This window comes from Phycisphaeraceae bacterium (assembly GCA_019636555.1).
Classification (GTDB): Bacteria; Planctomycetota; Phycisphaerae; order Phycisphaerales; family UBA1924; genus JAFEBO01.
This window is the reverse complement of record JAHBXH010000001.1, coordinates 998593-1016433: the sequence shown is the minus strand read 5'-3', so window position 1 is coordinate 1016433 and position 17841 is coordinate 998593. Positions and strand designations below refer to the sequence as shown.

Here is a 17841-nt window from a genome sequence, read left to right as displayed (position 1 = left end):
ATCACGAGTGGGTTGGCCTCGATGGTTCTGACGTGAGAGGCTGCTGGTACGAAGAACTGTCGACCACCCGTTGTTTCACATCCGCGACGCGCTCGGCGAGCAGCGCGTTGCTGGAGAGCGCCTGCAATTTTTCGATATCCGGCACAAGGCTGATGAGGCTCGGATCCTGCTGCACCACCGCGACCAACTGGTTGATCTCGAGGTTGAGGTCGAGGTTGTTCGGACCATCCGGATCGCCCCGAAGAGAGACCTCTGTTCGCCGCAAGGCGCTCGGCAAGTACCCGAGCGACTGCAGTCGATCAACCATGTGGCACCGGATGTCGAAGCAGCTCTTCTCCGCGGAAATTCGATCCCCCGGTGTAGCCGTTGGATCACGCGTGGCTCTGCGAATGCGGAAGATCGCCTGTTCCGCCTCGGCGTACAGATCGCCAGCAATCCGATCCGCGAACTTGGGGTCCGGCTTGAGCGCATGCGAGTCCCGAATCTCGCGGCGGTCGCGCTCGATGGTTCGATCGCTGCACTTGAGCAGGTGGGCCATCTCGGAGTTCGACAACGCCTCGCCGATCAGGTGCACCACGCAGAGGCGCCGCTCGGCCGCGCCGAGCGTCTTCGGGTCGAGGTCGTGCACTTTGATCCGCTGGAGGATTTCCATGGCTGAATATTGCTCGCCATCCGAACCGTCGTTGGTTGATCGCGACGGCTGATCCGACTCAGGACCTGATTCCGATCGAGAGCTCATGCCGCCTCCTTTCCGGAGGACCGGTCCGAAGGCGACTTCTTGTCACTCTGGTGACTGCCCGCTTCCCGCACAGTCGAGGGCTTTTCGCGTCCTCGCGGGTGCGATCCTTCCGCGACCGATTGCGGTATCGCATACTTGCGTGCGATCTCCGGCGCGACAGCGGCCCGACCGGCAAAGGCGATGAACCGCCGCACGATCAGGTCGCAGTAGACCGGACTGATCTCGATGGCACGGCAGCGCCGCTTGAGTTTCTGGGCCGCGATGATCTGCGTGCCCGAACCCGCGAACGGCTCGTAACAGATCTCGCCAGCGCGGGTGTGCTGCAGCATCGGGATCTCGAACACTTCGAGCGGCTTGGGAGTCGGATGATCGGGCCGATCTTCGCCGCGCGCAATCGTGTCGATCTGCCAGACGCTCGACGCGTTTGGCGCGTCTTTATTACGAGGAGGCCGTTTCCCTTCGAGCCAGCCGTAGAAACATGGTTCGTGCTGCCACCCATAGTGCGATCGCGTCAGAATCGGGCGATTCTTTGCCCAGATGATCTGCTGATGCACGAAGGCCCCCGCCGCTTTCCACTCCGCTTCCAACATCGCCTGGCGGCGAGAAGCGTGCCAGCAATACCATGCGGCGTTCGTCGCAATCGCATGCTCGACCGCTGTCGCGATGAACCGCTGGTACAGATCGGCGTTGGCCTTCGCATCATCCCAGGTCAAACCGTAACTGCCCGACCAGTCCTTGTTCTTCTTCGCCGGAGCTCGCTTCTTCCCGGGATGATTGGTGCCGTCATAGTCGACCAAATAGGGCGGATCGGTCGCGAACAGGATCGCGCGATCGTCTCCCATGAGCCGCTGGACGTCGGCGGGTTTCGTGCAATCGCCGCAGAGGAGTACATGCTGCAGCCGCGGGTCATTGCCGAGCACGATCAGGTCGCCCGGCTTGGTCACGGTCTTGCCGACTTTCCTGATCCGTTCAAGCTCGGCGTCGACTTTGAAATCCGAGTCATTTCCGTTGAAACTCTGGCGATCGAGAAACTCGGCGATAATGGCGTCGGCCTCGACTTGCGCAAAACCGGTCAGATCCAGATCGAGCGACGATTCCTTGGTCAGTTCATCCAGTAGCGCCGCCAGCTTGTCCTGATCCCACTCCCCCTGAATCTTGTTGAGCGCGAGGTTGAGAGCCTTCTCCTTTTCGAGAGGCAGGTCGACCACGGACACTTCGACAGTCTTGGCCCCCTCGGCCATCAGCACAGCGAAACGCTGGTGACCACCCACGAGGTTGCCCGTTCGCTTGTTCCAGATCAACGGCTCGACGAGGCCGAATTCGCTGATGCTTCGACGGAGTTTCTCAAACTCTGGATCGCCCGGCGCGAGCGCCTTGCGTGGGTTGTACGGGGCAGGGTTGATACGGTTGATGGACAAGCGCAGAAGCTTCATGACGACCTCCAATTGGTTCGTCACAAATATCGCTTCTCGCCGTCACAAAGCCCATTCCCTAGGCGTGACGTTGGTGTGATGCCTGCTACGGCTGGGACGCGTCGTAAACAGGCAATCGCGATTAGATCGCAAAATCCGGTGGTGGTTGATCGATCCTGTAATAACCCCGCCTGGCGCGAAATCCCACCATTCCAGGCCGTACCTTGCGAAGCGAGTACACAAGCCGTCGAACGCTTTCGGAGCTTCTGCCATCACCCATTTTCTTTGCCAATTCCTTTGCCAGCAAGGCGCTCCCGCGAAGCAATTCCCAGATTTGGAGCTGCTTTTCTGATAACAATTGCGATCCTGATGAACCACGATCAGAAGTTTCCGATTTCGCCTTCGGCTTGGGTGACGGCGCTTCGGAAGAGGTCCGGCTTTCAGCAGGTTGGCTCCCAGCCGACCATCTTCGCGATCGGACCGGCCCCGCAACAACGTCAAACCCTGCCTCTATTCCAGCGTTGAGCCGCGACCACACTGACCGAGTCACTTTTTCGATTTTTTCGCAGAACTGGTAGAAGCGATCAACCGCTCCCGCGATAACCCCAAGAGCCGTGCCAAGATCAAAAACACGATCGCTATTCGCAGCAGAACCGTCCATGGATTCTCCTCCCAACCGATTGCTTCTGTAGAAGACGTTCTTTTCTTGTCCCGTACCCGTCTTGACTTGGCGAATCTTATGGTGCATACTCCGGGCGTTGTGCAGGGACTGTGGCCTCACCATGGGCCGATTTCCAGAACGACTCGCACGTGACTCGTTCAGCCCGCACAGCACTGCCGCGTAAAAACGCAGCAGGCAACTGGCATTCATTCCCGCTCGGAGGGAAGGTGGAAGTCATGTCACACCGTTTCATCAAACCAGTCGAACCCAAAGACCCCGCTCCAGCGGACGAGGAAGCGATTTCGATTTTCTCGGATGCCGGATGGGGCGACGACTCCCACTGGCTCGGGCCGCTTGCTACTCAAACTTTTGGGGTTGCGGAAGCGATCAAGACACCCATGAGCAATTCTGCTCGGGAGAATCTTGAGGATGTTGCTCGATCAAGACAAGAGGCGGGTGACCACGATCGCGACCGAGGTTTACTGCTGGTATTCGTGCGTTTGTGTGAATTCTCGCGTGACAAACATTCACACCGGATCCAAACGCCATCGGAACTGGAGAAGTGGCGGCAAATCGCGGCCGAGTTTCGCAAGGATCGCGCGCACGCGAAGGGAGCCGACTTTGAAGCCACCTTGGTGCGTTCAGGCTGGCCGATTCACTACAAAGAAGAACGCCACAGCTGGCTCGTGGAATACGCACGCGGCTTGATCGAGCAAAGGCCGCAACGACCGTCCCATGAAATACCGGCCATTGTGTGGCTGATGAATGTCCTCGCCGACGGCGCTTTACTCGATCTCACCAAAGTCATTGACGAGGGCGCGGTGGCAGCCGCCGGCGTTGCTCGTTCGCGACCAAGTCCGCGAGAACCGATGCAACTCCGTGTTCCGGAAAGGCCTGATTTCCAGCTTGGCGGGATGGACAATCCACGTTCACTTTTGACTTGGATCATGGCATTGGGCCCCCGAGCGGCATCCTTATTTTTTCCAGTGTTCCAGCGTTGGAAGAACGACGAATACGCCGGGGCGATGGCGCTCGGCGTGCGTCACCTCCTGGAAACGTGGCTTCTTCATGTGGCAGGACATCAAACATACTTTCGTGACGGCGGCAACGCACTTGCGACCGCGACACGCCCCTATTTCGACCTGCTGCATCAACACTGCTCCGGCCGCAAACCCGAAGACGTCTCACCCGCCCGCCACGCATGGTTGTGGTTCGCCAATTGCACATTGAGCGCGGACCCGAACACGGCAAAGGCCGTGCCGAATGAAGTGCGTGAAACCGTACTTCGAGCGGCGAACGAGGACATCGCACGTGTTCGCAAGCTTCTTGTGCAAGCACGCCCTCGCCCGGTGATCGGAGAGGACAGGGAGCTCGTGGTACGGGCATTCGCCAAGACGGGGAAACCATTACCTCCGCTTGCTGCAAGCGATCTATGCCAAGGCCACGGACGCTTGCTCCCTGCCGACGCCGAAGGGCCAGTAGAAGAAAAGCAGCGTACCCCTTGGGAAGAGTTCGAATGGGAAAAAGATCACTTGCAAGTTTGCCTGAGTCTCCTCTTTGAATTTGGCGGCATTTGGCGTGGCCTCAAGCCCATGCTTCTGGCCTGGCGGTCCTTGCAAACGCCCGGTGTCGCCCGCGACCTTCGATATTGGCGAGAGCCGGATCACGAGCCTCCACCGTCACCGTGGTCTGATCTCTTCGCGTGGCCCATCAATCTCTTCCATGCCTATGTGAGCCGCGAACAAGCACAGGATCCCGCGCTGAATCGTCTCAGGGGAGAACTCGCCTCTTTCTGCTTGGAGCGACTCGTTGACCGATGGTCTCCATCAGAGCGGGAATCCGCAACGCGTGAGAATCGAGCACGCTCCAACGAAGACATGCTCGAACGTTCTCCCGCATGGCGATATTGCCTTATCCGCGCTGTCGCCTCGTTGGGAGTGAATCCGGAAGGCAAAGGGCATCGTGTTCTACACGTTGCGGCAGAAATCGATCCCGAGCCCGAAGTGCGTGAAGCCGCAAATCACTGCTATCAGCAAATGCGGCGAAATGCCGGATTGCCCGAAGACGTATCGCCTCGGCGAGCAATCATGTCCGCGCTCTGGTGGATTCGCCAAGCGCATCTTCTTGGGCTGGAATTCCGGCCCGATCCTGACGGTGCGCAGCGCACGAGGATCAAGGAACTTGCACGAACCAAGGAGCATGTGCGGGCCGCCGGGCCTGCAACCCCCGAACGAATGTGATCACGACTGATCATGCGACCGTGGCGAGGAATTCCTCGCTCTTGCCCGCCTGAGGGCGTCGCGCGAACCCGTCAGACCGACCGGCTTTGCCGGGAGGTCACACCAATGACTGAGGAGTTTGCACATGAACGAACGCGAAGAACAACAAATCCGTTGCGCGCTGACCGGGCTCAAGATCGTGCTCGTCGGCGGTGATCCACGTCCGATGTTGATCGAGAACATCCAAGCGAATCTCGGCCTTCAGAAAGCAGTCCACTGCCCGACACGCAAGACCGATGCCTCTTCGTGGCGGTTCCTGCCCAAGCTGCATATTTCCGGCCTTGCACTTGTGGTGTGCGCCCGCGGCCTGACCCGCACGCAACACGGAGTCGACCTTCACGCACTTTGCCGGGAATCCCGTATTCCTCTTCTGGATTGCCACCGACTTCCACATCCGAACGCGCTCGTAGCGGCGATCGTCAGGGCACGATTGACACCCGCCGTATTAGCGCGCTGCGCCCAGCTCACATCTTGCGTTGCTGAGGTGATTGGGGGTGCGGCATGAGTTGGATCTGGACCATCCCAATCAAGATCAGAGCCTCGCAACTGCTCCGCCCGCCGCTGCTTTGTTTGGAGCATACCCGAGCGATTATCCCCACATTCCAAGACTGGGACGCGGCGAGGACCACAATCGATTCGATCCTGGCGTGTCGGGCCCGACCTGCAGAAATCGTGCTTGTCAATGACAACATCGAGTCCAATCGGCCAACCTGGGTCGATCGCTATCCGATCATCGTCGTTGACTACCCCGGCAATTGCGGCCCGTCATTTGCGCGAAATATGGGTGCTCGCGCCCGCACTGTGACTCCGATCGACTGGCTCTATTTTACCGACACGGGATGCGGGCGAGACACGGCTTTCTTTTCCGAACTCGTTGAAGCCAGCATGACGATGCCGCGAACCACCGTTGCCGTCGCGGCGCCGGTCGTTGGAACTGCCGAATCCGGCATTGACAGCCCTATCAACCGCTACATGACCGAAGAAGCCATTCTGAATCCGCCTCGCGATGACCAGGGTCCCCAGGCAATCGTTACCGCCAACGCGATAGTCAGCGCGGCAGCGTTCCATGCAATCGGCGGTTTCGACACGAGCTATCCGTTTGCAGCCGGCGAAGACCTCGATCTCGGGGTACGACTGCGCCGGTTCGGCCCTATCGGTTGGGCCGAGCGCGCCGCGGTCAACCATCACTTCATCGAATCAGAGGAAGATTTCCGCCGCCGCTTCACACGATACGGCGCTGGTACAGCGCACCTTGAACGCACCCTAGCAGGCTGTTGAAAAACTCCAACCAGTCGCAATTTCGAACCGCCATCTACCCTCGCGACCCGGGTCTGAGGGCCAGAAAGTTGTCTGCAATGCGTCGGCGCAGTAGGCACAATCAGAATTTCAACAGCCTGCTAGCGCTCCCAACTCTCCGTGTCGGACAAATTGTGGCCAAGGACCCGGCTCTGCAAGAACTCGCGAACATCCAAGTCGAGGTCATGCGGAGGGGATACGACTCGCACCTCGAACGCCTCAATTCCGACGCAGCAAACGCCCGTGCAAAGCGATGAGCCCTGCCATCACTTTTTTCGACCACCCAAGCATCAACGAGCGCCGCGCGAACTCCCCAAAGTCGCTTTTCAATCTCTCCCGAAGGAAGAGCCTGACGATACTACCTTAGTTTCCAACGTTCCTTGACCCAGGCGGCATACCCATGCCGGGCTTTCAGTTTCGCGCATGTTTGACGACTGCGTCGGCGGCGTGTCCAAGCGATACGAGCGGAGCTGAACTTGACGACTTCCGCTCGGTCGTCCCAAGGTCCGAGAAGATGGATTACGCCGGGTGCGCCCTTCTGCGACACATCCCGGCTTCGCTCCGGCCCGACCCCTGCGTGATCCGCGGCGATCGTCGGATCGGCGTGGCGAGTCGGAAATCCGGTGGGGCAGCACGAACATATTTAGACGTCGGAGTTTGAGAAGTTGAAGCGAAAGGGGAATCGTGGAGAAGCGTTGACGGAAAGGGAGCGAGAAGAGGAGGATGCGGGGGAGACGAGGCCCCTCCTCGCCGCACCCACTCCAACCCCCACCTCTTTTCGCAGGCCCCAGCGACAAAGGGGGTCCAGTCGGCCACGCGCGATCAAGTTCCTGCAGGAGCTACCTCACCCTGAGACGCAGCGGAGGAAGCAGTCCCACGGGATGAAAGAGCATTTGGCGAAGCATGAGCCTTGCCATACCCACTAGTTTCCTTCCCGTTGGCGCAGCTTCGAATTCGTCCCTGGGATGCATCTCAGCTTCGGGTTAATTGGCATTTCCGAAAGTCGGAAGCTAGTGACTGCTGTTGCAAATGCAGACGCTGTGTCGAAGCCTCCATCCAGATTCTTTCTCGTGGAATCAGTTGTCCACTCATCACGCATCATGTCACTGGAAACTTTGGGGCTCAGCTCACCGCATTCGGTCGCCACTCATTAGGACGATTCGACATATCAACTTTTGGCAGTATTCTCAAATTAAGAAATTCCAGAATTTGTTCCAAAAAGAAGAACCAAGCATTGCACTGCTTCGTATCCGCTAGCTCCCGCGTCGATTTTATGCATAGTATTCACAATCGAAACAAAGTGTCTGATATCAGACTGTTCTAAACAACTCGACAAATGGCCAAAGTTTGTCAGCAACGCAGCCGCATTAGGGTCAATAGCGATTGCAGATTCACGCAAACAATCTGAAAATGAATCCCAGTTCATGTGAAAATAATTGGGGAATACAAAGAGATCGCTGCATTGACTCCAAAGATCGTCCCTATTTTGAACACCAGCGCAATCGAGTGTCTTAACCAACCGAAATCCAGCGGCGCGAAGATGCTGCGTCACGACCTTTGGGTCTGCCGGACTGCAAGCAAATGTCCCTGGAATGCGCTCGTGAATCTCCTTCCAATTAATGTATTGCATGTTCACATTGGATAGAAATTTTGATAGTGATCGGGAGTATAATAGGCGTTTCCGGATAGGCTGTCAATCACGATGCGCTCGGCATCACGAGAACCTGTTAGCGGTTTCGGATTGACATCGAACTCGCGATATTGCCCTCCCTGAGGTAGCAAGCCTTCTCGATTCTGAAATACTCTTCCCCCTGGATAACCCTGCAAGGGTCTTCCTCCATTGTTCCGAATGGCTTCAAGAGTTTCGAGTGCTCGACTGGGGACTAGCGATGGCGGAATTGAGCCGCCGGAGTACATCGCCGATCGCATGAAATTGGAGGCGAGTCCGCCGGTAGCTGCGAAAAGACCGGAAATCGCACCATCATTCAATGCCCGCCAGTGATCAATGGGACCGCCAGTCACGCCTTGAGCCATTTCGCTCGCAGCCACTCCGCCAGTAAAACCGGAAATCATCAACTTCGCGAGGAGGCCCGAGGCAGAAGCGAAGAATGCCGATTGCGAAAGAGCTCCGTACATTAGTCCGAAAGCGCCACCGCCAAAGGCTCCGCTGAGCGCGCCGACGGCGGTGCCGCGAACAAACCCAACTTGTGGATTCGCAAGACCTGCTAGTCCCCCAATTCCTCCATTAAGCAATGCTCCAGCGAGCATCCCGCGTACGCCCGCTGAAGCTCCGAGGTCCGCGAGGAATGACAGGCCGAGCGGATCTCTTCCTGAGACTGGCCTGAAACGCAGGTATCCGGACAGATTCAATCCGTCATCTGTACGCTGGATTAGAGAAAGCGCCGGATGTTGGCTTGGCGCACTTCCGTAAAAAGAAAGTTGCGTCGTTCGTAACCCACTTGCATTCGGATCACTCTGCAACCACCGGCCTCGCTGGATGTCGAGCGTCCGGTTACGGGCGTACGCGAGCAGCTTTGCACCCGGCTCCAGCCTTTGGGTCTCGAAGAACTGCCAGTCTCCTGAACCCTCTTCTTCTTCGTCAACCCAAGTCAAACTTGCTGAGTCCAGACGATCGACCGCAAGCGTCTTGTGGCCGAAGACCATGGCCGGATGCGGCGAAATGAGGTCGTACGTCAGCACGTCGCCGTACGGGGAGTACGTCCATTGCCCCGCAACGGCCGCGATCGACATGCCGCTGAGGTTGTTGGTGATTCCGACGATCGAGACCACGTCACCCTGTGCGTCGGTCAGGATGGACCAGAGCTTGCCCTGCGGCCCCGTGGTCGTCGATTGCGACCCGGTCGCATATGGATCGATCTGGCAAAGAAGTTCATCAACCCCATTGTCTCCGGGCCCCCAGATGTATTGCGCGCGCAGGAAGACGCTGATGTTCGGGAGCGTTCCCGATTGGCCGCTGCCGCCGTGCCCACCGCGCTGGTCGTTCTCGCTGGACATCGTGGCGACGCGGTTGCCGTCCTGATCGGCGAGAATCGGATCGGTCACGATCTCCTGGATGCGGCGAACGCCGTCGTAAATAAACCTCTCCGATCGCGTGAACGAGGCGACGGTTCCTTCATCGCCATTCTCGTTCCCCAAGAACTCCCAACCTTCGGGCGCGACGACCGGAGAACTGGTTCGCGCCAGCCTGCCAACGCCGTCGTACGTGAAGTGCTTGACGAGTTTTCCGATCGACGGCCATTCGCACGTGGACGGATAGCTCGAAGGAGGAGTGGCATCCTGTCCACTCAGGCGCTTGGGGACACCATATTCATCAATGCGGAAATAACTGAGCGTTCCCTTTTCGTGGACCGAGCACAAACGATTCCACGCGTCGTATTGGTAGTAGTACTTGTCGTCCAACACCAGATTGCCGCAGGGATCGGTGCGGTGTAGTTGCTGCTTGAACTCGCCTCCGCCAAAGTCATGGATCTGGTTGATCGCGTTTGGCTGGGCGCTGATCATCGCCTCGCCTGTGGTTGCCGAATGGAGCACGCCCGTCGCGACCAAATGTGCTTCCCACACCTTGCGATCTTCAAAGTCTCCGCCCTCGTCAAAGACCACACGGTGTCCCGCATTAAAACCATAACTTCCAACGGGCGGAACTTCGCCGCCAATCGGAGGCGATCCCGGCCCGCCCGGCACACCGGGGTGCGGCGGCAGGGGGAGTTCGTCCCAAGAGCAAAGGTCGAACAGTTTGTTTTCGAGCGCGCCAACGCCTGCCCAATTGCCAAGCTTGTCGAGCAACCATCTTTCAGATCGGATTGTCGGATAAGCGTCACCACCGGAAACGATTTCGTCGGACGCGTTCAGTGTGCCACTGAGTGACGAAGTCAGGCGATCAAGGTTGTCGTAGGTAAACCGGCGTGAACGGTTGTTGACTCCACTTTGAGCGGGCTGCGAGATAGCCGAAGCGCCCGTTCCCCAAGTGGCGGCACCGGATGCCTGTTGCGTGAGCTTCTCGTAGAGCCGATTGCCCGCGGCGTCGTATTCGTGCTCGCCGCGCCAGAGCGTGGTGCTCGCGGTGTTGACATAGTGCAAATCACGGACGCGCCCGAACGAATCGAGCGCGGGCAGGGCATTGGACGGGGGAGTGCTCCCGCCGAAGTTGGTCCAAAGCCCGGGAGAAGTGGAACTGCCACCAAGACTCAACGAAGCGCGTCGGCCGGTTCCGGTGTATCCGAAGCTCGCGATGTGCGTCGCTCCCATCGAGATCGACGAGATTCTCTTTGTGGTGGCGTCGGCGGAGCCTCCCGCACCGTAGGCAAAGTTGAGCACCCGGATTCCGGCGACGGCGGTGCTTCCTGTCCCCGCAAACTCGGGATAGGTCATTGACACGAGGTGCTCGGCACCGGAAGACGATGGGTCAGCGGACACATACTGCCGCGAATACTCGACAACGGGCACGCCCTCGTCTCCCCATGTTGTTCCGTGGGCTTGGCATTCCTTGAGCAGATTGCCGCGTTCGTCGTATTCGTATTTGGTGTCGGTGATGATCGTCCAGCTGCTGCGGTCTTTGCGCGCCGTCACCCGCGTCGTGTTGCCGCGGCTGTCGTACTCATATGAAATGAAGCCGATCCGATCGACCGGGGTGAGGTCATCGCCGAAGGCCACCGGCGGCGAAAGCTCGGGTAAATAGCCTCGCGCGGCGGATGCAAGGGGGTAGATGTTTTTGGCGCACTTTCCGCTCGCGGGGTAGTCGGTCGGCGGCGTTGCCGTGACGGGATAGTGCCAGATCTCGACTTCCTTCAGACGGCGCTGGTCATCGTAGAAATACCGCATCGCGAGCCGACGCCGATCGACGCGTTCGGCGATCTGACCATCGGCGTAGTAGCGATAGGCAAAGTCGGGTCGGTCGTACCTGAACTCTCCCAGGCCCGCGATCACGTCAGGGAGGAGACCGCTCTCGCTCGGTGTTGGCGCGACCGCTCCGCCGAAGGGCTTCATCGAGCCGTTGTTGATCTCGCTCCCGGGATTGGTTGAGAGCATCGCTCCGACCAGAGAATTGTCGCGAGAAATCCAGGAAAGCGTCGGCTCTCCGGTCTCGGAATCTGTTGTTTCGGCAACGATTTCGGCGCCGTATATCGCGCCTTGGGTCTGCCACCTTTCGTCGGCGCCGGTCGTCGAGTTTTCCGTCATCGGTGAGCAAATGCTGACCGTGCGACCAAGCCAGTAACCATACTTTGTACGCCGCTTAATGCCTCCTGTACCCGCATCGTCGGTCTGCACAAAGAGGCGTCCTTTCGCGTCATATTCCATGCGCGTGAAGGTGTACGTAACATCTTCGGCCGCGGCGCCGAAGTTCCTTTGCGTCGCCGTGCCCACCTTGTTGCCGGCGCGGTCGTAGCGGTGGACAGTGAGAGGTACGTTGGCGGGGACGCCGCTTCGATCGACGGCCCAACTCGAAGCACTCTCCACGCCCGGCACGGACAATTCGGGGCGCGCGCTCGGAGCGGATGCGCGCGCTGAGAGCCTGGATGCGAGTGTCGGAGCTCCCGACGGGGTGACAAACGTCCCGCTGGACGACGATGTCGTGTTTCCGGTTCCGTAATTCGCCGTCGCGATCAGGCGTTTCGACGGGTCGTACCAACTCTCCGTCAAATGGCAGACCGCGTTCGCCAGGCTGAGCGCGGCATTCCCTGAGGGGGTCGAAGAAGCCGAGTCACCGCCCGGCATGATTCGCTCCCAATTTGCAGTCAGGATCACGTTGCCGTCCGCGTCGTAACCGTACTCGGTCCGAGCCAGTTCGAACGTGAGATCGAGCGAGCCGCTGATCGACCGTGGAAGAATGGAACGCTCCGAAATGGTGCGACCGAGATTGTCCAGCGTCGTGATTTGGATTGGTGACGAAGGGCGCTGCGCGAAAACCTCGCGCCCGCCTGGACCATAGCCGAAGCGTTCCGACATGTAATCGCTTGAACCCTGATAACCTGTGCTTCCTGCCGCGCGGACGCGATAGGTCCGACGCTCCTTGACGGCGCCGTCGGCGTCGTACTGGGTTTCGACAAGGGAGAGCGGCTTTTTGGCGAGAATGCTCGATATCGCCGGGATCGGATTCGGATCGCCGCTGATCGGTAATCGCTTCGAGGGATCGACGGAATCTAGGAACGTTGGATCTTGCTCCTCTGCACCGAATGACGCTTCAATGACGGGCCGACTCGCGTGGTCCAGATACGTCAAGCGGGTGGTAAGCCGAGTGCGAGTCGGTTCCGGTTCTGGCATTCCTTCAGAACGCTGGACCCAGTTAGATGTCGCTGGCCCGAACACATCCACGCGTACCGGGCGCATGCGCCAGTCGTATCGAGTCTGAGTGAGATGCCCCTCGGGATCATCTTCCGGTGCGGGTCCGAACGGCGCAAGATTTGTCGAGTTCCAACCGCGCGAAGGCGTATTGAGATAACTCCAAGTCTTTGTTGGAAGGGTGGCGTTCGTGAAGTCGCTTCCAAACTCGACACGGCTCCGCAGAATCATGTCCATTCCGGTGCGCGTCGGCGCGTGCCACACGTTGTCGTCCCAGTCGTCATCTTGGCTGCCGGCATAGGTGCGGACCAAATACCCGCGAGCGTCGCGGATCTTCATCGACGCATTGCCGTCCATCTCCTTGACGCGGATGCGATCACCGACATTCGTGATTTCCGCCATCGCGGCCTTGGTTCCGTCCCAGTTGAGATCCGTGTCCGCAACTGTCGCGACGCGACCGGACGAGTCATAGGTCAGTTCGATGGGCGGCTTGATTTCAAAGTTGGTGTACGACGTAAGCGAAGCCAGATCGACCGAGCCGTTGAACCAAATCTGGCGTATGCGAATCAGGCGTTTCTCGGCCTTGGTGTGCGATTCGCCGAACGGGATCCCGATGGGCCCGCTGCCGGTTCCGAACATCAGAACCTCGCGGTATTCCATGTCGAATTTTCCGTAATCCTCGATGGTGCACAACGAGCCCGTCTTGTACACCGAACCGCTCTGCTGCTCCAAATCGTTGAGGCGAAAGATTCGGGTGATCGACTTCCCACCGTTGATGTTCTCGGTATCGGGAATCGTGAATCTGCGCCGGGCAAAGACGCGCCCGTTGGGAAAATGAGTTTCTTGCGGCACGTCTTCCACCTCGTCGTACACGTAGTAGGTGCGAAGTTCCTGGGGGGGCGTTCCACCACCGATCCGGTTGAGCCCCGACGGAAGCAGATCGACATCGGCTTGTGGGATGACGAGCGCCGGATTGACGTGCGTGCTTTTATCGACGTCCGACCAGGTTTCTGTCGGCCGTCCTCGCCAATCGTCGTACTTGAAGTAAGTGAGTTGGACACGGACATTCGGATCGCTGGAACTCGACGGAATGCTGTCGAAGTCCGGCACTGTGGCCGACACCGACCAGACCGGCAGCCCCGAGGGGCCGGTGACTTCGAACGACACGTCGTAGTACTTTGAGTTTGGCTGATTCGGATCGGGTCGGTGGGGCGGCGAGACCGACTTGGTGCTGATCTTGGTGTAGTAGCCGGTTTGAGAGTCCTTGTCCTTGGTGGTGATGGAGCGGGACAAAATCGCTCCGGACTCCGAAGGAGCGGATGGATACGAAGTAACAGGCGTGGTGAGCTGGCTTACTGCGGTGACAAGGGTCGGATCTGTCGGGTCATAGAACGTCCGTGATTGATAGTAAACGGTGGAAAAGTCTCCGCTGGTGTTCGAATCGCCGTTGCAGATTCCCGTTGCAACGGGTTTGATGCGCTCTCCCCAGGAAAAGCCCGAAGCTTCCGGCGTTTCGGCAATCGCTGCGCCGGGCGTGACATCGTCATAGGCAAAGACATGGACAAGGCCTTTGTCCACGAGATTGCCGGTGCCCGCGGCAATCGCAGCGGCGGCATAGCCGACGGATTTCTTGCCGACCAAGAATCGTTCGGTGAGGAAAGGCTTGCGAGCTGCTTCGCGCTCGGTCGTGCTCTTTCCAAGCCCTTGCAAGATCTCGTCACCCGTCTTATATACCCACTTTTCGGTGAGCCCCATGTCGCCGCCTTCGGTGAAGCGGTCGCCATGGAGGAAATAGTCTTTCTTCCAAAGGACGTTACCCTGCGGATTGATGCCGAAGATCTGGCGGCTGGTAGATTTGGAAAAGAACGAGTGATACGTCCCGGTCGCGCCGGTGAGCGTGAGGTCATTCGCACCGGTCTTGAGCGAGTTGTAATCGGGGAACTCGTCCACGATCACGATCCAGCGGGCTTTTGTGTAATCCGTTGGATAGGCTGAAACATTTCCGGCAAGTACCGCGGGAGAGAGGCCGTCATTCCAACTCAAGGAAAACTCTGGAAAGTCATAAAGATTCTCAAACGGGTAGGCTTGCCAGTAATAGGGTGTGTGAAAAACCGATCGCATCGGTTTCGTGCCGACGGTGCCAGGCCATGCTGTCACAATCTGCTCACCGCTCGTGACTCCGGGAATGGCGGCGAATCGCGTAATCCGATAGAACCTTCTTTTGCCGGACGGATCGGTGTACGATAGAGCTCCGACTGTGCCGGTAGCCGAATCTGTGCACCATCCGTTGTCGGCCGGAAGCATCGATGTGCCGGTGTCCTCGAGCAGCTTGCTGGTGAGAATTTGTCCAAAATAACCGCCCGGCGAACCGGCTACGGTTCCGTCATTGCAGGCGTTTCGAAAGTAATAGGTCGCGCCTTGACGCAGCGATGAAGAAAATTTCTCGTTGTCAAAGATCACGCTGGACGGCCAAGACTCTTCCTCCCAGCGAAGCATGGAAAGCGATTGCAATTCGGCTTCGTGACTCGAGTTGTCCGCCCAGGACGATGCGCTCGCGTCTTCTTTTAGCGTCTTGACGACACGCTGCACATCATCATCGTCAAGCATCACCGACAACCACGGCGTAAAGCGAGACTCCCCGAGTGGTTGATACATGAAGCACTTGTTGCGACCGGGCGCATCGGTCACAATTGACGTGGAAGGCGTATTGGGCGTTCGCTGCTCAACCTGAGCGCGCATGAGTTGTGCGGGAGATTCAATGAAATAGGTCGACGGTCCGGTCGTCGCAAAGTTGTTGTTGATGGTGTAGTAGTACCTGCAGCGGTATTTCCAATCGCGGAGCGCTGCACGAGCGGTCGCGTTTGGATAGGCGACTGCTGTCGTGTCCGGCCAGTAGATCGTGTCCGGAAGCTCGTTGGCGATGTACTTCTCGATCATGTCGCCGTTTTGATTGAGATACTGGCGCGCTTCCGCCGGAGGCAGTACCACTTCGGCCTCGTTGGGTGATCGCACGAGCGTCACGTCATGAGTAGGCACGTCGCCTTCATACACGTAGATTGTGTCGAGAACCGAATCGCCCCAGCAGCGTTTCTCGTCGTCCGTGAGGTTGTCCCATGCGGAGAAACCCGGAACATTCCACTGGGACTTGGTGGGAATGAGCCGGTACGTGTACAAGAGCGTCCATCGGGTGACACCGTCCGCGGTTTTTAAGCGAATCTCGCGAATCTGTCCCTTCTGGTTGACGTTTTGAAGAATAGTTGAGGAGACTTTCGGGCCGGTACTCTGATCGCCTTCAGTTGGACGATTCTGCGTGAAAGAGTCGTTGCCGGTTTCGATCAGCGGCGTGTATTTGATCTCGGCGCGGTTGCCGAATTTGTCGCGGATTGCGGTCACGAGCGCGTAGTAGGGAGCTCCAATTCCCCGGCCATTCTGAATCGGACCATCCGGCTCGGAGGGAATGGCGGCATCGGTCCACTTGATCGGCTTCGATTTCCAGGGCGAGTGATACGCCAAGGCGGCTTCCCAAAACCCGGCCGCCAAACCTCCTTCGTTCGAGCCCATTCCGAGTGGAAGAAGCGGACGCTCGTGCATGTTCGTCAGCAACTCGCCGGTATGAACGCCATCGGCCCACAGCCACTTGTATTCCCACTTCGGCAGATCCTGCCAAACGGGAGTGAACTCATAGACGATTTCACCCTCAAACAGCGAGACCTCGAACTTATCCGGGAAGCGGCTCCATTGGCCCGCGTTCGGAGTTTCGTTGTCGCTGGATAGTGTGCGCCGGACCGGGCCGCCGCTTTCGTTCGAATGCTTGCGACCTTCGCCATCGTCGCGGCTCGCGTTCAGCTTTGCCCGAAATCTCGGAGAGCATTCATAAAAGCCATGCTGCTCGTCGTCGCCGCTGCTGGTCGTGGGAACCCAATCAAAGGAAATAGAGTGGAACGCATCCTGCCAGAATTTACAACGAGGTTGACCCGTTCTTCCAACTTCGTCCGGGAGCGTGGAATCGACGAGCAAGATGGGATTCTCGCTCATCATCCATCCCGCGCCGACCCAGTCCCACCAGCGCGTGCGGTACGGCGAGACTGTAATTGTTCCGGGCTCCGAAGGGCGATAGCTCAGGGTGCGATCTGCGGAGTGGCTTCGGATCAGGCGGAACTGGCTGCCGCCCAGCGGCAAAGTCAAATCTTCGAATTGAACAAACGGAACTCCAGTAACAAGATCAACGTGCTGGTCGATAGTTGGTCTTGACAACCCGTTCCACGACGTCGAATCGCCCGCAATCGTGCGAGGTAGAAGAGGAAGCGTATCTTCCGCCAGCGTTGAACCCGGGGTCATGAAATCCCCAGGTTGCGTGGACTCCATCAATCCGAGGTTGAACGGGAAACAATCGTTCAGCAAATCCGGCATCAAATGAGTTGCCAGCGCTCCCCATATGTCACTCTGATCGCCAAAAATGCCATCCCCCGAGCCTGTGTATTGAGCCCATCCTCGGCTCCAACCGCCATAACGGTGCTCGGTCGTGTTGGTCGAGGAGAGATCTCGGCCGGATTCTGCCACCGACCATCCGTTGCCGGGGATCTCAATCCACCGGGTGGGCTCCGTCGCCGTCGCCGTCTGCACCATCGCTGCAAGGACCGCGATGGTTGACTTGACGCGGAACGAGGATTTCTTACCCGGAACGCTCACTCTGACAACAGTTTGCTGCCGCATCGGATGGTCTCCCGGAATTTACACTCATTGGCTGCGATGGTTTACCCAAAGGATGAACGCGCGTCAAACGACCGACGGGCGATAAGTGAGTTATCCACAGTTATCCGGCATTGGCAGCACGAGGTGTCCGCGTCCTAATACAAACTGAGTAATTCGTCCTCGCGAGACTTGACGCACGTGCAGTGCTTTCGTAATCGAACCACCGACGATCTTGATTCCCTGTATTTTTGTACATCGGATCCATACTTTGGCAATCGCTTTGTGACAGCGGTGGGCGCTCTTGCATTGCCCGAATGTACGATTGGTCGGCAAGCCTTTGGCATTGGCTTCCGACTTCAGTATTCGAAGCCGGGGCCCCAGAAGACGCTTTGGTTTGAGGAACCTTTCGCCGATTTCCTGTAGACTCGTGACCGTATGATCGCTTTCAATTTCCAAAGGGTCGCC

General features: G+C 58.2%; 8 protein-coding genes. 3 read left to right on the top strand and 5 right to left on the bottom strand.

Annotated elements, in window-relative coordinates; translation table 11 throughout:
- Position 1 precedes the first annotated feature (1 nt).
- The 3 genes from KF691_04160 to KF691_04150 form a co-directional block, all read right to left on the bottom strand.
- Entirely contained in the window at positions 2-739 is a 738-nt protein-coding gene (locus KF691_04160; protein ID MBX3388630.1) for a hypothetical protein, read from the bottom strand.
- A complete protein-coding gene (locus KF691_04155; protein ID MBX3388629.1) occupies positions 736-2172 on the bottom strand; it encodes a DNA modification methylase in 1437 nt (478 codons plus the stop codon). Before KF691_04155 ends, KF691_04160 begins: the two co-directional genes overlap by 4 nt.
- A 121-nt stretch (positions 2173-2293) precedes the next feature.
- Positions 2294-2812, bottom strand: coding sequence for a hypothetical protein (locus KF691_04150; GenBank protein MBX3388628.1), 519 nt, complete (start codon positions 2810-2812; stop codon positions 2294-2296).
- Between the two features lie 236 nt (positions 2813-3048).
- Here KF691_04150 and KF691_04145 point away from each other — a divergent pair, with 236 nt between their 5' ends.
- From KF691_04145 to KF691_04135, 3 genes are all read left to right on the top strand, one after another.
- Positions 3049-5052 (top strand): hypothetical protein, encoded by a 2004-nt coding sequence (locus KF691_04145; protein ID MBX3388627.1) that lies wholly within the window; start codon positions 3049-3051, stop codon positions 5050-5052.
- A gap of 124 nt (positions 5053-5176) precedes the next feature.
- Entirely contained in the window at positions 5177-5596 is a 420-nt protein-coding gene (locus KF691_04140) for a hypothetical protein (GenBank protein MBX3388626.1), read from the top strand.
- Positions 5593-6369: a glycosyltransferase family 2 protein gene (locus KF691_04135; protein MBX3388625.1), complete on the top strand. Its 777-nt coding sequence runs from the start codon at positions 5593-5595 to the stop codon at positions 6367-6369. Before KF691_04140 ends, KF691_04135 begins: the two co-directional genes overlap by 4 nt.
- 1210 nt (positions 6370-7579) lie before the next feature.
- Here KF691_04135 and KF691_04130 read toward each other — a convergent pair.
- A complete protein-coding gene (locus KF691_04130; GenBank protein ID MBX3388624.1) occupies positions 7580-8017 on the bottom strand; it encodes a barstar family protein in 438 nt (145 codons plus the stop codon).
- Positions 8018-8019: 2 nt separating this feature from the next.
- The gene (locus KF691_04125) at positions 8020-17397 is read right to left on the bottom strand and encodes a hypothetical protein (protein ID MBX3388623.1); all 9378 of its coding nucleotides are present in this window, start codon (positions 17395-17397) and stop codon (positions 8020-8022) included.
- Positions 17398-17841: the final 444 nt, after the last annotated feature.

What these genes read in the sequence shown, in the direction of transcription:
- KF691_04160 (MBX3388630.1), bottom strand. Translation starts at nt 739, where the DNA reads ATGAGCTCTCGATCGGAATCAGGTCCTGAGTCGGATCAGCCGTCGCGA.
- KF691_04155 (MBX3388629.1), bottom strand. Translation starts at nt 2,172, where the DNA reads ATGAAGCTTCTGCGCTTGTCCATCAACCGTATCAACCCTGCCCCGTAC.
- KF691_04150 (MBX3388628.1), bottom strand. Translation starts at nt 2,812, where the DNA reads ATGGACGGTTCTGCTGCGAATAGCGATCGTGTTTTTGATCTTGGCACG.
- KF691_04145 (MBX3388627.1), top strand. Translation starts at nt 3,049, where the DNA reads ATGTCACACCGTTTCATCAAACCAGTCGAACCCAAAGACCCCGCTCCA.
- KF691_04140 (MBX3388626.1), top strand. Translation starts at nt 5,177, where the DNA reads ATGAACGAACGCGAAGAACAACAAATCCGTTGCGCGCTGACCGGGCTC.
- KF691_04135 (MBX3388625.1), top strand. Translation starts at nt 5,593, where the DNA reads ATGAGTTGGATCTGGACCATCCCAATCAAGATCAGAGCCTCGCAACTG.
- KF691_04130 (MBX3388624.1), bottom strand. Translation starts at nt 8,017, where the DNA reads ATGCAATACATTAATTGGAAGGAGATTCACGAGCGCATTCCAGGGACA.
- KF691_04125 (MBX3388623.1), bottom strand. Translation starts at nt 17,397, where the DNA reads ATGCGGCAGCAAACTGTTGTCAGAGTGAGCGTTCCGGGTAAGAAATCC.